The following is a 17,872-nucleotide window of genomic DNA, read 5'->3' as shown; positions in this document are numbered from 1 at the left end:
TTACGGATTTTTTCTCATAATGCGCATTAAGCCTATTGCACTGCTTATTCCAGTGACAGTTATCGCCGCGGCACTCAGCACCGGCTGCGGCCAGCTCAACCCGAATAAACAGGCGCAAACGCCTGTGGAACCCACCCTGCCCCAGGCCATTTCCCTTATTGAACTGGTACCCACCTTAACCCAGCCACAACCCGTTATCGTGGAAGCAGAAGCGGCAAGCGAAGTGCCAGTGGCAGAAGTTGATTTGCTGGCTCGTTTGCGGGCTGGTATGACGATGGTAGAAAAGCACCATGACCCGCGTATCGACAAGCAGGAAAAATGGTACGCCTCCCACCCCTCGTATTTTGACCGCGTGCTGAAACGCTCGAAGCGTTACCTGTACCACATTGTCGGTGAGGTAGAAGCCCGCGATATGCCCATGGAGCTGGCACTGCTGCCTGCAGTGGAAAGCGCCTTTGACCCCTTCGCCTACTCCCACAGCCACGCCGCCGGGTTGTGGCAGTTTATTCCCGGCACCGCCAAGCGCTTTGGCCTGCAGCGGGACTGGTGGCAGGATGGCCGCCGGGACGTCACCGAATCCACTCGCGCTGCCCTTGAGTACCTTGAGTACCTCAACGGTTTGTTTGACGGCGATTGGCTGCTGGCACTGGCGGCTTACAACAGTGGTGAAGGTACAGTAAAACGGGCCATCAAACGCAATGCCAGAGCCGGTAAAGGTACCGACTTCTGGTCTCTGAAACTGCCACGTGAAACTCGCGCTTACGTGCCTCAGCTGCTGGCCCTGTCGCGAATTATTGCCCACCCTGAAGCGCACAAGCTGACATTGGTTGAAATCGCCAACCAGCCTTACTTTGGTGAAGTCAGCTTTGATGCCCAGATGGATTTGGAACAGGCCGCTTTGATGGCCGGCATTGACAGCGAAGAACTGTACCGCCTCAACCCGGCCTTTAACCGTCTCAGTACGGCCCCAGGCAATAAACAGAAGTTGCTGTTGCCCGTTGCCGCTGTCGAGCGCTTTGAGGAGGCAATCGCCAGTGTGCCGAAGGAACAGTGGCTGGCCAGCCGTGAATACCGGGTAAAATCCGGGGATTTTCTCGGGCGCATCGCCAAAAAGCACAAAGTGACCGTGGCTGACCTGAAGCGGGAAAACAACCTGAAATCCGACCTGCTCAGCATCGGCCAGGTATTGCGGATTCCCGGCGCTGGGGTGACCCCTATCCAGACTCGCCACAGTTACTACACCGTAGCCTCTGGCGACTCTCTGTGGGAAATTGCCCGCAACCACAAGGTCACCGTCAAAAACCTGCGCGCCTGGAATAACCTGGCCCCGAACGAGTACTTAAAGCCGGGTCAACAGCTGCAAGTCAGCACCTATAAGCCGGTAATGCGCACCACCAACCGCAAATTAAACTATCGGGTAAAACGCGGTGATTCCCTGTCACGTATTGCCAGCCACTTTAATGTGCGTGTTAAAGATATTCTTTCCTGGAACAACCTGAACCCCGGCAAATACCTACAGCCCGGACAGAAGCTCACATTGTTTGTGGATATTCGGGGTATTTAAAAATACCGAACCAATAAAAAACCCGCTAACTGCTTAGCGGGTTTTTTATTGCCGGATAACAAATCAGAATCAGTCGTTTAGCTGATCCAGTATCCATTTCTGATAGGCGGCAAAACCGCGATTGGATGAAGCCTGCTCCAGAGAATTACTCACTGACTGGCGCTGGGTCGCGGGCAGTTTGCTTACGTCCGCATAATGGATGGCATTCAACTGCACCAGAATGTAATCGCCATTGCCACTGGTGACACTGTCCACTCTGCTGTCACCATCACCGGGAGCTGCCATGGTAAAGACGTGGTTGCGTGCGGTAGCGTCCACATTGCCACCGGAGCGCGGTGTCTTCAGGCCCACCTGCCATTCCAGTTGCTCGGCCTTGGCAACGTCTTCGATACTTTCACCAGCGATCACACGAGCCTTCAGGGCGTCACCACGGGATTTAACCTGTTCACTGGCACGCTCCTGTTTCAACTCCGCCAGCAGTTGATCTTTCACTTCTTCCAAATCCTGGGTGCGGGCGGATATTTTCTCTTTGAGTTTTACGACCACAGCGCGTTCGCCGGGAACCAGTTCTTGTACGTCGCTGCTAAAGCCGTCTTTATAGACAGGGTCAGCAAAGGCCGCAGAGGCTATTGCCGGTTCAGCAGCGATACCGTTGCCACCACTGCGGGCAAACGGCTCTGAAAGCTCCATTTCCAGGCCTAATTCGGTGGCCACTTTTTGCAGGCTGTCTTCTTTCCACAGCTCGCTGGCTCCGTCTTTCAATTTACTCAATAGATTGGCAAATTCAATTTCTGCCTGCTCTCGCTTGATGTCATCGGCAATGCGCTGTTGCTGCGCTTCAAAAGTAGGCAGCTCAACCTGTTGCAGATCGGTGACCGTTACCAGATGATACCCCATATCGGTTTTTACCGGTGCAGATACCTGATTCAATTCCAGGTCTGCCGCCGCAGCGGACAGTTCAGCGGGCAATACAGCAGGGTCAATAAAGCCCAAATCGCCACCGAGATTGGCGCTACCGGCATCCTGAGATTGAGCCTTGGCCAATTCTTCAAACGCCTCACCGGCATCCAGCTTGCCTTTAAGCTCGGCAATCAATTGCTGCTGTTCTTCATCACTGCCCTGGTTGATCAGAATATGGGAAAGTCGACGCTGTTGATCATCGCTATTGCCGGCCTGTGCAACTTCTTCTTCAAAGCGCTGGCGCACTTCGTCTTCTGGAGCAGACTGTTTGGCAGCCAGATCGCTGAGGTTTAACTCGATGTATTCAACCACCAGCTGCTCAGGTATTTGCAGCTGTTCTTTGGATGCTTCATAGCGCTGTTGCAGACTGTCCTGGTCAATTTCAATGCTGTCCAGAGTCGCTGCCACAGGCACTGTCAGGTAGTAAAAATCGCGGGTTTGTTCCGATACCGCTGCGCCCTCTTCCACCTCAAGTGGGCTGACAAAGTCGCTGTTTACAAGGCCTTCTACAAATTGCCCTGTCAGCAACTGTCGTTCACGATCTTCCACGAAAGACGACGGTGTCCAGCCGGCACGCTGCAATACGGAAACATATTGATCGGAATCAAACTTGCCATCCAGCTGGAAGGCAGGCTCGTTACGCAGAATGTCGTTAATGGTTTTGCGCGATACCACCATGCCGCTTTCCTGAGCGGCATTCTGAATGCCAATACGGGTGACAATAGAGTTCAGCGCTTGTTGTTGGAACAGCTGGCGTACTCCTTCACCCATAGTGTCCAACTGCTGAGGGTTGATACCCAGACGTTGCAGCTCACGAGCCACATCGCCACTGGTAATGGCCGTGCCATTGACTTCGGCCACCTGGGGCTCTTTGGAGCCGGAGGTGAAAAATTGCTCCGCACCGGTAAACACGAAGGGGATGGAAATAATGACCACAATAATCAGGCCAAAACTTTTCAGGTTGTCGCGCATATTTTGCAGCATGGCGGGCTCTTAATACTCTTTTCCTGGTGGCTACGGACCCTGGTGTCTACAGAAAAATCCAGGCTCTGTAATGTAAAAAAGGTGCACCCTATGGGTACACCTTGTCAAAGCAGTTGCGGCGGCAATGTTGTCTGAGCCGAGTGACTGCCTTTAGTACTATTTGCTTTTAGTTAACGGCGTCTTTCAGCGCCTTACCGGCTTTGAAGCTGGGCACATTGGCAGCGGCGATTTGGATTTCAGCGCCGGTTTGCGGGTTGCGGCCAGTGCGGGCAGCACGGTGTTTAACAGAGAAAGTGCCAAAACCTACCAGGGAAACCTGGTCGCCTTTTTTCAAAGCACCTGCTACAGCGCCAGTAGCAGCATCCAGCGCGCGGCTGGCGGAGGCTTTAGAAATGTCTGCCTCGGCGGCGATGGCTTCAATCAGTTCAGCTTTATTCACAAGAGTTACCCCTATATTTTATGGAACGTTTTATGAAAGTTATGAAATTTTGTGAAAAATTTTATTTCTTCATACTTCTTGGTTAAAGGCTCACCAGCGAGTGAGCCCGGTTATATTTTCTACAATCCTGTGGAGGGTCTGTATACGAGTTTACAGCCATCGGCAGTAGGCGGAAATTTATACCAATAGTGGGTAGGTCGGTCAAGCACATGCTGCATTTAATGTGTGCTAATACGTCCCTCAGAGCCCTTATTTTTACTGGTTACCTGATCGCTGGCGGCAAATTCCTCATCACTCAATGGCGTAGGTGCCGACTGCAGGGCAATCTCCAAAACCTGGTCTACCCACTTCACCGGATGGATATCGAGATCCGCCTTGATATTGTCTGGAATCTCTTTCAAATCCCGCTCATTGTCATGGGGAATAATCACGGTCTTGATGCCGCCCCGGTGAGCTGCCAACAGCTTCTCTTTAAGGCCACCGATTCTAAGCACTTGACCGCGCAGGGTAATTTCCCCGGTCATGGCCACATCAGCGCGCACTGGAATCGCCGTTAGCACCGACACAAAAGCCGTGCACATGGCAACACCAGCACTGGGACCGTCCTTCGGGGTAGCCCCTTCCGGAACGTGAATGTGCAGGTCATTCTTCTGGTGAAAGTCCTTTTTGATGCCCAACGCCTGGGCGCGACTACGCACTACGGTAAGCGCCGCCTGGATGGATTCCTGCATCACATCGCCCAGCGAACCGGTTTTTATTACACCGCCTTTTCCGGGAACCGCAGATGACTCAATGGTCAGCAATTCTCCGCCCACCGAGGTCCACGCCAGGCCAGTGACCTGACCAACCTGACTTTCCTCTTCGGCGCGGCCAAAGTCGAACTTGCGCACACCCAACAATTCTTCCAGCTGTTCCGGGCCGACATTGGTGGACAGCTCTTTACCTTTCTTGGCTTTTACATGCTCGGTAACCACCTTGCGGCACACCTTCGCCAGTTCCCGTTCCAGGCCGCGAACACCGGCCTCGCGGGTGTAGTAACGCACGATGTCTTGTAAGGCCTCTTCGCCAATATCCAGCTCGCTGTCTTTGAGGCCATTGGCCTTGCGCTGCTTGGGTTCCAGGTAGCGCTTGGCGATGTTGATTTTTTCATCCTCGGTGTAACCGGGTATGCGAATCACTTCCATACGATCCAACAATGGCTCGGGGATATTCATGGAGTTGGAGGTACAGATAAACATCACTTCGGAAAGATCGTAGTCCACCTCCAGGTAGTGATCGTTAAAGTTGTGATTCTGGGCCGGGTCGAGCACTTCCAGCAACGCCGAAGCGGGATCACCACGGTGATCCATACCCATTTTGTCGATTTCATCCAACAGGAATAGCGGGTTTTTTACTTCCGCTTTGGACATTTTCTGGATCATCTTGCCCGGCATAGAGCCAATATAGGTACGGCGGTGGCCGCGAATTTCCGCTTCGTCACGCACCCCACCCAAAGCCATACGCACAAATTTGCGGCCGGTGGCGCGGGCGATGGATTCACCCAGAGAGGTCTTGCCCACCCCCGGCGGCCCCACCAGGCAAAGTACTGGCCCTTTGAGTTTTTTGACGCGTTTCTGTACCGCGAGGAATTCCAGAATACGCTCTTTAACTTCTTCCAGGCCATAGTGGTCTTCATTGAGAATACGCTCTGCCCTGGCCAAATCGTGGCGCACCTTGCTGCGCTTTTTCCAGGGCACACTGATCATCCAATCGATGTAGCCGCGCAGCACTGAGGCTTCAGCAGACATGGGCGACATCAACTTCAGTTTGTTCAGCTCCGCCTCGGTTTTTTCCAGCGCCGCTTTCGGCATGCCCGCCTGTTTGATTTTTTCTTCGAGCTCTTCCAGCTCGCTGCTGCCATCGTCCATGTCGCCCAGTTCTTTCTGGATGGCCTTCATCTGCTCGTTGAGGTAGTACTCCCGCTGGCTCTTTTCCATCTGCTTCTTCACCCGACCACGGATGCGCTGCTCGATCTGGAACAGATCCACTTCCGATTCCATCAACGCCATCAGGTGTTCTATGCGGGCTTTCTCGTCAGCGATTTCCAGCACTTCCTGCTTTTGCTCCAGCGCCAGGGTCATGTGGGCGGCAATGGTATCAGCCAGGCGGCCAGCATCCTCGATGCCGGCCAGGGTAGTCACCACTTCCGAGGGAATTTTTTTACTCTGGTTGACGTACTGTTCAAACTGATTAATCACCGAACGCATCAGTACGTCCGCTTCGCGCTCATCCATGGCGCCGGTATCCATGGGGGTTACCCGAGCCTGGAAGTAGTTATCTTGTTCCTGAACATCGTCTACGGCCACCCGCTCGCCGCCTTCTACCAACACCTTGACGGTGCCATCCGGCAGTTTCAGCAATTGCAGTACAGTGGAGACAGTGCCTACCCGATAAATATCATCGGCACTGGGGTCGTCATCAGCGGCCTCTTTCTGGGCCACAAGGAGAATTTGTTTCTGAGATGCCATCGCCTGCTCAAGAGCAACAATGGACTTTTCACGCCCCACAAACAGGGGGATAACCATGTGGGGATACACCACCACATCGCGAAGCGGCAACAGTGGAAGTACGTTGTTATCCGCTGGCGTATCAACTGATTCGTAAGTTTCCTGTCCCATCACTTAACCTCTACTGCACATGCTATGCAATATGGGGATTTTGCAGGGTTATATCAACCGGCTTCTAAAGATTTTTTGGAAGTATTCTTGCCGTAGTCGTCGCCACCACCCCTTAGCCACCTTCTGTGACACGCCGTAAATCCATCCGTGGAGGCTCGTCGCCAGCATCCCTGCTGGCCACGGTCACAGAAGGTGGCTAAGAGCCGATAGCTTATATCGAGGAGAATCGATACATTTCGGCACAGCCTGCCCATGCTCGGCTCCAAAACAGAGAGATATAAAAAATGCCAGCCGCTTTCGCTGACTGGCATTTTCGATTGCTTGCGGAGTAGCTTTATTCTTCGCTACCTGCCGCCTTGGGTTGCTCTACAGTCTCGTAAACCAACAACGGTTCAGACTCACCAGAAATCACCGCCGCATCAATGACCACTTTGCGCACATTCTCTTTGGAGGGAATGTCGTACATGGTTTCCAGCAGGGTGTTTTCCATAATGGAGCGCAGGCCACGGGCGCCAGTTTTGCGTTCCAGGGCTTTCTCTGCGATGGCTTCCAGAGCGTCGGCACGAATATCCAGCTCCACCCCTTCCATCTCAAACAGCGCACCGTATTGCTTGCTGAGAGAATTCTTGGGTTCCACCAGAATGCTGACCAGAGCGTCTTTATCCAGCTCTTCCAGAGTGGCAGTTACTGGCAGGCGACCAACAAACTCAGGGATCAAACCAAAGCGCACCAGATCGTCTGGCTCCACATCTGCCAGAGTTGCTCCGATGCTCGCCTGCTCATCTTTCGACTTCACTTCAGCACTAAAGCCGATACCACCTTTCTCCGAGCGTTCGCGAATTACCTTTTCCAGGCCGGCAAAAGCGCCACCACAAATAAACAGGATATTGGAAGTGTCCACCTGCAGGAATTCCTGCTGAGGATGCTTGCGGCCGCCCTGAGGAGGAACCGAAGCAACGGTACCTTCAATCAGTTTCAACAGCGCCTGCTGAACGCCTTCGCCAGAAACGTCACGGGTAATAGATGGGTTGTCTGACTTGCGGGAGATCTTGTCGATCTCATCGATGTAAACAATGCCTCGCTGAGCCTTCTCCACATCGTAATCACAGCGTTGCAGCAGCTTCTGGATGATGTTCTCAACATCCTCACCCACATAACCCGCTTCGGTCAGGGTGGTAGCGTCAGCAATGGTAAAGGGCACATCCAGCAAGCGGGCAAGTGTGTCAGCCAACAGGGTTTTACCGCTACCGGTTGGGCCCACCAGCAGGATATTACTCTTGCCCAGCTCAACGTCGCCGTTAAAACCTTTGCCGTCGCTCTGCAAGCGCTTGTAGTGGTTGTAGACCGCTACGGAGAGAATCTTCTTGGCGCGCTTCTGGCCGATAACGTACTGGTCCAGAGAGCCATTGATTTCCGCTGGAGTGGGCAGCTCGTCGCGAACCGGTTCCCCTTCTGTCTCCTGAACTTCCTCGGAGATGATGTCGTTACAAAGGTCGACACACTCGTCGCAAATGAACACCGAAGGACCGGCGATCAGTTTGCGCACTTCGTGCTGACTTTTACCGCAGAACGAACAATACAGCAGCTTGCCGTTGTCGTCGTCGCCTGTGGTTTCTTTGGTCATACTGTATTTCCCGCATTCAAGCTGTAGAAAAATCTTTATAAAACAAAATGTTACAAAAACATTATCAAGACAATTGGAACCAGACTAGCGATTCTAAGGGCGCTTGTCCAGAACCTGATCAATCAGACCATATTCCATGGACTCCTGAGCGCTCATAAAGTTGTCTCGCTCGGTATCAGCAACGATTTTATCAAGCTCCTGACCAGTATGTTTGGCCATGATTTCATTAAGGCGTTGCTTCAGCTTTAGTATTTCTTCGGCCTGAATCTGAATATCTGTAGCCTGCCCCTGGGCACCACCGCTGGGCTGGTGAATCATGGTACGGCAATTGGGCAGTCCATAGCGCTTACCTTCAGCACCCGCCGACAACAGGAAGGCACCCATACTGGCCGCCTGACCAATGCACATGGTGCTCACATCCGGCTTGATAAACTGCATGGTGTCGTAGATGGACAGGCCAGCAGTTACCGAGCCGCCGGGTGAGTTGATGTAAAGGTGGATGTCTTTGTCCGGGTTCTCAGATTCCAGGAACAACATTTGCGCCACAATCAGGTTGGCCATGTGGTCTTCCACCGGGCCCACCAGGAAGATTACCCGCTCTTTCAGCAGGCGGGAGTAAATATCGTAGGAGCGCTCGCCGCGGGAAGTTTGCTCCACCACCATGGGCACCAGGCCGACATTTTGTACATCTAGTGGATTATTAGCAAAAGGAGGAACTTTATTTATCATTCTTTAATATCCTGGTAAGAACTTGGAAGGCGCAGGGCATGGAAGTTGAGGCATTTTAGCCCTGTTGCCGGGCAAAGGGAACGCACAGAATCTACAGATTACAAAAAAGGCGAGCTGGTATTACCAGCTCGCCTTTCCATACATCCACCAGCTATCAGTCGTCGGCTTGTTCCGACGCTTCTGCCTGCGGTTGAGCATCTGGCTTCAGCGCATCTTCATAGGAAACCGCCTCTTCCTTCACGTTGGCACCTTCCAGAATGTGCTCCACTACCTGCTCTTCCAGTACCGCAGACTGAATGCCATCCAGCAGTTGTGGATTGGCGTAGTAGTACTCAACCACTTGCTCCGGCTGCTCGTAAGTGCTGGCGATTTCGTCCACCTGGGCACGTACGCGATCAGCATCGGCGCTGATTTCGTTGGCTTTTACTACTTCGGCAACAATCAGCCCCAGGGTAACGCGACGCTCTGCCTGAGCCTGGAACATGTCGTCCGGCAATACAGACAGGTCAATATTCTGCTGCTGGCCACCGCCGTACTGTTGCAACATCTGCTGTTTGAGGCCTTGAATCTCTCCGCTCACCAGTGATTTTGGCAGCTCCACTTCGTGCAGCTTGGCCAGTTCTTCCATCACCCGGTTTTTCACTTTGTTGTTGACGGCGTTTTTCAGCTCGCGCTCCATATTGTTGCGCACTTCCTCACGGAATTTCTCCTCACCGCCTTCACTAACACCATAGGCGACGAAGAACTCGTCATTTAGCTCAGCCAGCTGACGCTCAGACACTTCGTTCAGTTTGATAGCAAACTCAACGTCGGCGCCTTTCAGCTCTTCCGCGTGGTAGTCCTCCGGAAAGGTCAACGGTACGGTTTTCTCGTCACCGACAGACATGCCAACGATGGCGTCTTCAAAACCCGGGATCATCTGCTTGGAGCCCAGAACGATGTTGTAACCTTCACCTTTACCACCGGCGAACTCTTCACCGTCTTTGGTGCCGGTGAAATCGATATTGGCCTGATCGCCGTCTTCCGCGGCGCGCTCAACGGCACTCCAGCTGGACTGTTGTTCACGCAATACAGAAATCATTTTATCGATGTCTTCATCGTTGACTTCCGCCACCGGCTTCGACACCTCAATTTTGGACAGATCTCCCAGCGCCACCTCAGGATAAACCTCAAAAGTAGCTACATACTCCAGGTTTTCGCCTTCTTCACCTTTCAGGGGTTCAAAAGACGGCTGGCCCGCCGGGCGCAGTTTTTCCTGTGAAACCGCTTCGTAGAAAGACTGGCTCACTACTTCGCCCATAACTTCCTGACGCACGTACTTGCCGTAACGCTGCTTAACCACCTTGAAAGGCACCTTGCCCTTGCGGAAGCCATTCATTTTGATGGTCTTGGCCTCTTTTTGCAGACGGGCGTCTACGGCACTGTCGATGCGCTCGGCGGGAACCTCTACGGTCAGGCGACGTTCAAGGCCGGAAGTTGTTTCAATGGAAACCTGCATGTTGTTCCTCTAGCGTATTGCTTTCTCATGTAAGGCCGTGGAGGCCCGATAAAATGGTGCGGAAGGGGGGACTTGAACCCCCACACCTTGCGGCACCAGAACCTAAATCTGGCGTGTCTACCAATTCCACCACTTCCGCGCTTTACGGCAGCCTGGCGGTTAGGCCCCCGCAAAAAAGGGGGCAGATTTTGCCACAGGCACTGCCACTGGGCAACCGCTCAATTTTCAGCTAGGATTCAGGTGCAAACAGGCCTGCGAAGACAGGCGAGGTTTTAAATGTAACAAACTGATTACAATGGGGATAACCATGAAAAACTTAATCACTTTTATGACTTTTATTGGTTTGGCAGCCCTGCTCACCGCATGCAGCGGCGACAGCACCACCAATACATCATCCAATGAAGCAGCCAGCAGCATTGAAAGCAGCGCTCAGGATGCGGCCAACACCGCCAACGATCTGGTTGAGCAAGGTAAGGCCGCCGGTGAGGAAGCCATGGACGCAGCCAAAGAGAAAGTAGAGGAAGTCCAAGAAGCCGCAGAAGATAAGATAGAAGAAATGAAAGACGCTGCCGAAGAGAAAGCCGACGAGCTTGGCGATAAGCTCAATGAGCTGGGTCACCCGCAGTAAAATAACATACTGACCTTAAAACGCCCCGCCAATTGGTGGGGCGTTTTTGTTTGAGTTCGGTTTGTTGGGTTGTGTGGCAATCAGGAGCCGGCGGTGCCTTTCCAGACCTTTGGCCGCAGGGATAGCGGCCAAGGAGCGCACTGGGAAGCGTTTACAGCGTGTCTGGAAACCCAAGTAGTAGATGGTTTTCACGCCAATGGTTCAAATCAATTCAGCCGTTCCACAACCGTAGTAATCCCCTGCCCTAGACCAATACACATAGTGGATACACCTAAAGTGCCACCGTGCTGCTTCATGGCTCCCAACAGTGTGCCGGTAATCCGGGCTCCGGAGCAACCAAATGGGTGACCCAGAGCAATCGCACCACCGTGCAGATTCACCTTGTCGTCCATCTTGGCCAGCAAGTCCAGATCCTTCAATACCGGCAGTGCCTGTGCGGCAAAGGCTTCGTTCAATTCCACACAATCGATATCAGCGATTTTCAGGCCAGCGCGCTTGAGTGCCTTCTCGGTGGCTGGCACCGGGCCGTAACCCATAATAGAAGGGTCTACTCCCGCCAGCGCCATGGAGCGTATGCGGGCCACCGGCTCAACACCCAAAGCTTCTGCCCGCTCAGCCGACATCACCAACATCGTGGAAGCGCCATCGGACAGCTGGGAAGAAGTACCGGCGGTAATGGTGCCGTTTCTAGGGTCAAACACCGGACGCAAGGCTGACAGCCCTTCGTAATCGGTTTCCGGGCGAATGGTCTCGTCCGCAGTCACCGAAACCAATCCACCTTCGGCGTTATGACCTTCCATGGGGATAATCTCACCCTCAAACCAGCCATTCTCGGTAGCGGCCGCGGCGCGCTGGTGAGAGCGCACACCAAACTGATCCTGCTGCTTGCGGCTGATACCGTGCAATTTGGCCAGGTATTCCGCGGTAATGCCCATCATATTGGCGGCCTTGGCCACCGACAGGCTCAACGCCGGGTTGATATCCACATCGTGGTCCATGGGAATATGCCCCAGGTGCTCTACCCCACCTACCACATAGATATCGCCGAGCCCGGCCATGATATTGGCGGCGGCAGTGTGCAGTGCTGACATGGATGAACCGCACAGGCGATTAACCGTCATACCGGTGATGGTGTGTGGCAAACGAGTACCGAGGATAATATTGCGCGCCACGTTAAAGGCCTGCTCCCGGGTCTGCATCACGCAGCCCCAGATCAGGTCGTCGATTTCATCTTCCGGCACCTTGGGGTTACGATCCAGCAATGCTTCAACCAGTCGGGCCGACATATCGTCGGCGCGCAGATGACGAAAACAGCCGTTCTTTGAGCGGCCCATGGCCGTGCGAGCATAATCAACAATTACTACATCGCGAGGATTAAGTTTCATTGTTATATCTCCTTGGCGCTGTAGTAGGTTTTACTGTTATTTGCCATAGCTCGCATGGCGTCGGTGGGTTGATAAAGTGGCCCCAGCTCTGCCAGCGGTTCCGCCATAGCACAGAACGTATCCAGGCCAATTTCATCCAGCCAGCGGAATACACCACCCCGGAACGGCGGGAAGCCCACCCCATAAATCAGTGCCATATCCGCTTCCGACGGCGAGCTGACAATGCCCTCCTCCAGGCAACGGGCCATTTCGGTACACATGGGCACCATAAAGCGGGCGATAATTTCTTCGTCACTGAACGAATGAGGTTCAATTGGCTGGCCACCACCGAGCAACTCATAAACAGACTCATCAACCAGCTTTTTCGGTTTACCTTTTTTATCCGCCTCGTAGCGGTAAAAACCAGCACCGTTTTTCTGCCCCAGGCGCTTGGCGGCAAACAGCCGTTGCAAGGGTGAATGTTCAGAGCTGGCCATGCGATCCGGGAAGCCTTTGGACATAACCGCCAATGCGTGTACCGCAATATCGACGCCCACAACATCCATCAAATAGGCCGGGCCCATGGGCCAGCCCCATTTTTCCAGCACTCGGTCCACCTGCTGAAAATCCGCACCGGCCTGCAGCAATGCATCAAAACCCAACACCGATGGGAACAGCACCCGGTTCACCAAAAACCCTGGGCAGTCGTTGACCACCACCGGCTTTTTACCCAGCGCCAGTGCGTGAGATACCGCCTTGGCCACGGTGGTATCAGCAGTTTTCTCACCGCGAATAATCTCCACCAAGGGCATGGCGTGTACCGGGTTAAAAAAGTGCATGCCACAGAACTGCTCCGGCCGCTGTAAGCCTTCTGCCAAACCGGTAATGGAAATGGTAGAGGTGTTAGAGGCGAGAATGGCATCGCTGCCAATCACCTGCTCCACGTCGGCCAGAACTTGCTTCTTCACCTTGGGATTCTCCACCACCGCTTCCACCACCAGATCGACGCCAGACAATTCAACATCGTGCAATGTGGGATTAATGCGAGACAGAATTTCACCGGCTTTCAACGGCGTGAGGCGGCCTTTTGCCACCCGCTTGTTCACCAGTTTATTGGCTTCCGACAAACCCAGATCCAGGGCGGGTTGCGCGATGTCTTTCATCACCACCGGCACCCCTTTCAGCGCGTGCTGGTAAGAAATACCACCACCCATAATGCCTGCCCCCAGTACCCCAGCAGAGGTCACTGGCTTATCAACACCTTTGGCCAGCTTTTTCGCTACCTTGCCCAAATATTGATCATTCAGGAACAGGCCGATCATGGCCCGGCACTGGGGGGTTGTGCCGATTTTGCCAAAGGCTTTCGACTCTTCCACCAACGCGCCGTCTCGATCCAGGGACGCCGCTTTGGTCATCAGGTCTACCGCCAGCAACGGCGCCGGATAGTGCTTGCCTGCTTTGGCTGCCACCAAAGCGCGACAAGTGGTAGCTGCCAGTTGCAGCTCCACCGCATTTAACTGCAAACGGCTGGTTTTGCGCTTGCGGCGACCGTGATAATCCAGCTCACCATCAATAGCGCGTTGTAACATTTTCAGGGCTTCGTCTCGCAGCTGTTCTGGCGCCAGCACGGCGTCTACTGCGCCATCTTTGAGTGCCTGGGGTGGGCGTTTGTGGCTGCCGCTGGCAATCCACTCCACCGCATTATCAAAGCCAATCAGTCGCGGCAGGCGTACCGTGCCACCCCAGCCGGGGATAATGCCCAGTTTGGTTTCCGGCAGGCCCACCTGAGCCTCAGTGCTCATCACCCGGAAATCACAGCCCAGGGAGAACTCAAATCCGCCCCCCAGAGCAAAACCGTTGATGGCCACCAAGGTGGGAAACGGTAAATCTTCCAAGGCACTGAAGTTGGCGTTGTTCTGTTTGGATACCGCACTTAAACCGTCCGCATCGAGCTGTGACAGCTCCATAATGTCGGCGCCGACAATAAATACCGATTTGCCGCTGGTCACTAGCAAACCCTTAACATTCGCGGCACTTTTTAGAGCCTGCAGGGCGTCGGCCAATTCCTTGACGGTTTGCTGATTAAATTTGTTAACCGAATCGGCCTGGTTGTCAAAACACAATTCAGCGACACCGCCGTCGCCCAGGGTTACCGCAAGTGTCTGTCCTTCATAAAGAGGCGCATTCATAACTGGTTTCCATCGGGTTTCTGTTATAACGGGTTGAGTGTAAGGGGAATTTCCCTTCCGTGACCAGAAATACGACCACGGTTTCGTAAATATTGGCTACCTTGTTTGTGACTCAGTGGTTTTATTCAGCCGCTGGTTTGTGCAACAAAATGACATCACTACCGGCAAATTCCACCGTAGCGCCCCACTGCCCCGCCAGCCAGACGAATGTGGCACGACTGAAGAAGCAGATATGGGTTAAATCGTTTTTGTAGTGCCAACTGTTAAAAGCCTCTAGGTCGATAACCAGTTTGGTCATCAGCCCCAGCCAACCATTCGGTTTTAGCAGTTGCCACAGGCGCTGAAGCTCCAACCCCGGCTGTGACAAGTGCTCCACCACCTCGGTAGCGACAATAAAATCGTACTGTTTTTCCAGAGCGTTTCGGTTGGGATGGTAAAAACAATCATACAGATTGACTGGATAGCACACTTCACGAAACATTTCCGCCAGCGCCGGGCCGGGGCCACAGCCAAAATCCAGCCCCTGAGCGCCCGCAGGCAAACGCTCTATCAATGGTGTGTAAAGGCGACTTAAAAAACGGCGATAGCCAGCATCGTGGATCTCGTTTTGATGGAGGTCGTATACCGCTTTCTCTTGCTCGGCACTCAGGTGTTGTTCAGTGGGCACAAACACCAGCTGGCACTGTTGGCAATTCAGGTAGTGGCGGCTTTTATCCCGGCTGTAGGACTGAATATCAGGGCTATGACAAAGTGGGCAATAGGTAGGACTCATGGTTGTGCAGTAAAAACACAGTTACCGGGCAAATACAAGACTACCTGATGCCACCGGTTTGGTTAATAATCGCCGCCTTTCTATTTCCAAACGGCCCGCTTTACCTATGTCTGCAGCAACCCTGAAATCCATTGTCGACACCATTGCCAACGAACTCAGCGTCACCACCCGCCAGGTAGACGCTGCGGTAGAACTGCTGGACGAAGGCGCCACCGTGCCTTTTATTTCTCGCTACCGCAAAGAGGTCACCGGCGGCCTGGACGACAGCCAGTTGCGCACCTTGCAGGATCGCCTTGTTTACCTGCGTGAAATGGAAGAGCGCCGAGGCACCATCCTTAACAGCATCGAAGAACAGGGCAAACTGACCCCGGAGCTGAAAACCAGCATTCTCTCTGCAGACACCAAAACCCGTCTGGAAGACCTTTATTTACCCTACAAGCCCAAGCGTCGCACTAAGGGTCAGATTGCCATCGAGGCGGGCCTGGAACCGTTGGCAGATGCGCTGTTTAACGACCCCAGCCTGGAACCAGAAACCGAAGCGACGAGCTACCTGAACCCCGACCACAAAATTGACGATACCAAGGCCGCTCTGGATGGTGCCAAATTTATTTTGATGGAACGCTTCAGCGAAGATGCCGAGCTGCTGGGTCAGTTGCGCCAGCAAATTCTGGATCAAGGTGTTTTAAACAGCACGGTTGCGCCGGGGAAGGAGCAGGAAGGCAGCAAGTACTCTGACTACTTTGAGCACAGTGAACCTCTGAAAAAGACACCGTCTCACCGAGCGCTGGCCATGTTCCGCGGCCGTCGCGAAGGCTTTTTACATATCAAGGTGGACTTACCGCAGCCGGAAAACGCCAGTCCGCTGGTTAAGCACCCCTGCGAAACTCGCATCGCCAGCCATTTTAATATTGCTGACCAGAGCCGCCCGGCTGATAAGTGGCTGAGCGAAGTGGTGCGCTGGACCTGGCGAGTCAAGCTGCATTCCCATATCGAAACTGACTTGCTGGGCGACTTGCGCCAGCAAGCGGAAACTGAAGCCATTACTGTTTTTGCCGAAAACCTGAAAGACCTGCTGCTGGCCGCCCCTGCTGGACTGAAAGCCACAATTGCCCTCGACCCTGGTCTGCGTACCGGCGTAAAGGTGGCGGTGATCGATGCCACCGGCAAACTGGTGGATCACGGCGCCATCTTCCCCCACGCGCCGAAAAACCAGTGGGATCAATCCATTGCCGTATTGGCCAAGTTGGCAGCAGCCCACAGTATTGAGCTGGTGGCTATCGGCAACGGCACCGCTTCCCGTGAAACAGACAAGCTCGCTGGCGATCTGATCAAACGCCACCCAGAGCTGAAGCTGCAAAAAATTATGGTGAGCGAAGCCGGTGCTTCTGTTTACTCTGCCTCCGAATTTGCCGCCAAAGAATTTCCCGACCTGGACGTCACCATTCGCGGTGCGGTATCTATCGGCCGCCGCCTGCAAGACCCACTGGCGGAGCTGGTAAAAATCGAACCCAAATCCATCGGTGTCGGCCAATACCAACACGATGTTAGCCAGAGCCAACTGGCGCAAAGCCTGGACGCTGTGGTGGAAGACTGCGTAAACGCCGTGGGTGTGGAAGTAAACACCGCCTCCGCCGCCTTGCTACGTCGTGTCTCCGGCCTTAACCAGACCATCGCCGACAATATCGTCACCTACCGGGACGCCAACGGCGTATTCAAAAGCCGCAAAGAACTGAAAAAGGTGCCCCGCCTGGGGGACAAAACCTTTGAGCAGGCCGCCGGCTTCCTGCGCATTGCCAACGGCGACAACCCACTGGACAGTTCAGCGGTTCACCCGGAGTCCTATCAGGTGGTTGAACGCATTGCCAACAAGCAAGGCAAAGACGTCAAGCTACTGTTGGGCGACAGCGCCACACTGCGCAGCCTCAAAGCGGTGGATTACACCGACGATCAATTCGGCATTCCCACCGTCACCGACATTATCAAAGAGCTGGACAAACCCGGCCGCGACCCACGCCCGGAATTCAAGGCCGCCACCTTTATGGAAGGAGTGGAAACCCTGAAAGACCTGGAACCGGGTATGGTGTTAGAAGGCACTGTCACCAATGTGGCCAACTTTGGCGCCTTTGTGGATATCGGTGTTCACCAGGACGGTCTGGTGCATATCTCCGCCCTCTCCCACAGCTTTGTGGAAGACCCCCGCAAAGTGGTAAAAACCGGCGACATCGTCAAAGTGAAAGTGATGGAAGTGGATATCCCCCGCAAACGCATTGGCCTGTCTATGCGTCTGGATGACCAACCGGGGGAAAACAACAAACGCCAACCACAAAGTCGCAATGCTGGCAAACCGCGCCAGAACAAGCCCCAGAATCGCCAGCAACCACAGGCCTCCGGCACAATGGCGGCGCTGTTTGCTAAAGCGCAAAACAACAAGGGCAAGCGTCTTTAAACGTTTCGAGTTGCGGGT

Annotated in this window: 12 protein-coding genes and 1 tRNA gene; 3 read left to right on the top strand and 10 right to left on the bottom strand. The window is 53.8% G+C overall.

Going from position 1 to position 17,872, the window contains the following annotated elements; all coding sequences use genetic code 11:
- Window positions 1-19 precede the first annotated feature (19 nt).
- Complete coding sequence (locus QSV34_RS07405) at window positions 20-1,564, top strand: LysM peptidoglycan-binding domain-containing protein (RefSeq protein ID WP_289153339.1); 1,545 nt, start codon at window positions 20-22, stop codon at window positions 1,562-1,564.
- Between the two features lie 69 nt (window positions 1,565-1,633).
- Here QSV34_RS07405 and QSV34_RS07400 read toward each other — a convergent pair whose 3' ends face one another.
- The 7 genes from QSV34_RS07400 to QSV34_RS07370 form a co-directional block, all read right to left on the bottom strand.
- Entirely contained in the window at window positions 1,634-3,508 is a 1,875-nt protein-coding gene (locus QSV34_RS07400) for a SurA N-terminal domain-containing protein (RefSeq protein WP_289153337.1), read from the bottom strand.
- A gap of 166 nt (window positions 3,509-3,674) precedes the next feature.
- Window positions 3,675-3,947, bottom strand: a complete 273-nt coding sequence (locus QSV34_RS07395; protein ID WP_289153335.1) for an HU family DNA-binding protein — start codon at window positions 3,945-3,947, stop codon at window positions 3,675-3,677.
- Between the two features lie 218 nt (window positions 3,948-4,165).
- Window positions 4,166-6,604, bottom strand: coding sequence for an endopeptidase La (gene lon, locus QSV34_RS07390; protein WP_289153334.1), 2,439 nt, complete (start codon window positions 6,602-6,604; stop codon window positions 4,166-4,168).
- 334 nt (window positions 6,605-6,938) lie between these two features.
- A complete protein-coding gene (gene clpX, locus QSV34_RS07385) occupies window positions 6,939-8,228 on the bottom strand; it encodes an ATP-dependent Clp protease ATP-binding subunit ClpX (protein WP_289153333.1) in 1,290 nt (429 codons plus the stop codon).
- Between the two features lie 93 nt (window positions 8,229-8,321).
- On the bottom strand, window positions 8,322-8,957 hold the full coding sequence (gene clpP, locus QSV34_RS07380) for an ATP-dependent Clp endopeptidase proteolytic subunit ClpP (RefSeq protein ID WP_289153332.1): 636 nt from the start codon (window positions 8,955-8,957) through the stop codon (window positions 8,322-8,324).
- A 154-nt stretch (window positions 8,958-9,111) separates the two neighbouring features.
- Window positions 9,112-10,455, bottom strand: coding sequence for a trigger factor (tig, locus tag QSV34_RS07375; protein WP_289153331.1), 1,344 nt, complete (start codon window positions 10,453-10,455; stop codon window positions 9,112-9,114).
- 54 nt (window positions 10,456-10,509) lie between these two features.
- Window positions 10,510-10,594 (bottom strand) — tRNA-Leu (locus tag QSV34_RS07370).
- A gap of 168 nt (window positions 10,595-10,762) precedes the next feature.
- On the opposite strand from QSV34_RS07370, the gene QSV34_RS07365 reads away from it, so the two are divergent.
- Window positions 10,763-11,083, top strand: a complete 321-nt coding sequence (locus QSV34_RS07365) for a hypothetical protein (RefSeq protein WP_289153329.1) — start codon at window positions 10,763-10,765, stop codon at window positions 11,081-11,083.
- A gap of 206 nt (window positions 11,084-11,289) precedes the next feature.
- On the opposite strand, the gene fadA is transcribed toward QSV34_RS07365, so the two are convergent.
- The 3 genes from fadA to QSV34_RS07350 form a co-directional block, all read right to left on the bottom strand.
- On the bottom strand, window positions 11,290-12,468 hold the full coding sequence (fadA, locus tag QSV34_RS07360; protein WP_289153328.1) for an acetyl-CoA C-acyltransferase FadA: 1,179 nt from the start codon (window positions 12,466-12,468) through the stop codon (window positions 11,290-11,292).
- A gap of 2 nt (window positions 12,469-12,470) precedes the next feature.
- Window positions 12,471-14,636 carry a fatty acid oxidation complex subunit alpha FadB gene (gene fadB / locus QSV34_RS07355; RefSeq protein WP_289153327.1) on the bottom strand — a complete coding sequence of 722 codons (2,166 nt, stop codon included), beginning with the start codon at window positions 14,634-14,636 and terminating at the stop codon, window positions 12,471-12,473.
- 121 nt (window positions 14,637-14,757) lie between these two features.
- Window positions 14,758-15,408 carry a class I SAM-dependent methyltransferase gene (locus QSV34_RS07350; protein ID WP_289153325.1) on the bottom strand — a complete coding sequence of 217 codons (651 nt, stop codon included), beginning with the start codon at window positions 15,406-15,408 and terminating at the stop codon, window positions 14,758-14,760.
- 121 nt (window positions 15,409-15,529) lie between these two features.
- Between QSV34_RS07350 and QSV34_RS07345 the strand changes: the two genes are divergently transcribed.
- Window positions 15,530-17,854, top strand: coding sequence for a Tex family protein (locus tag QSV34_RS07345; protein ID WP_502928998.1), 2,325 nt, complete (start codon window positions 15,530-15,532; stop codon window positions 17,852-17,854).
- The last annotated feature ends 18 nt before the right edge of the window (window positions 17,855-17,872 follow it).

This window comes from Porticoccus sp. W117 (assembly GCF_030341905.1).
Taxonomy (GTDB): Bacteria; Pseudomonadota; Gammaproteobacteria; order Pseudomonadales; family Porticoccaceae; genus SCSIO-12696.
The sequence above is the reverse complement of the archived record's forward strand: the minus strand, read 5'-3'. Positions and strand labels throughout refer to the sequence as shown.

Coding starts and splice junctions, on each gene's coding strand:
- QSV34_RS07405 (WP_289153339.1), top strand. CDS start 20: ATGCGCATTAAGCCTATTGCACTGCTTATTCCAGTGACAGTTATCGCC.
- QSV34_RS07400 (WP_289153337.1), bottom strand. CDS start 3,508: ATGCTGCAAAATATGCGCGACAACCTGAAAAGTTTTGGCCTGATTATT.
- lon (WP_289153334.1), bottom strand. CDS start 6,604: ATGGGACAGGAAACTTACGAATCAGTTGATACGCCAGCGGATAACAAC.
- clpX (WP_289153333.1), bottom strand. CDS start 8,228: ATGACCAAAGAAACCACAGGCGACGACGACAACGGCAAGCTGCTGTAT.
- clpP (WP_289153332.1), bottom strand. CDS start 8,957: ATGATAAATAAAGTTCCTCCTTTTGCTAATAATCCACTAGATGTACAA.
- tig (WP_289153331.1), bottom strand. CDS start 10,455: ATGCAGGTTTCCATTGAAACAACTTCCGGCCTTGAACGTCGCCTGACC.
- QSV34_RS07365 (WP_289153329.1), top strand. CDS start 10,763: ATGAAAAACTTAATCACTTTTATGACTTTTATTGGTTTGGCAGCCCTG.
- fadA (WP_289153328.1), bottom strand. CDS start 12,468: ATGAAACTTAATCCTCGCGATGTAGTAATTGTTGATTATGCTCGCACG.
- fadB (WP_289153327.1), bottom strand. CDS start 14,636: ATGAATGCGCCTCTTTATGAAGGACAGACACTTGCGGTAACCCTGGGC.
- QSV34_RS07350 (WP_289153325.1), bottom strand. CDS start 15,408: ATGAGTCCTACCTATTGCCCACTTTGTCATAGCCCTGATATTCAGTCC.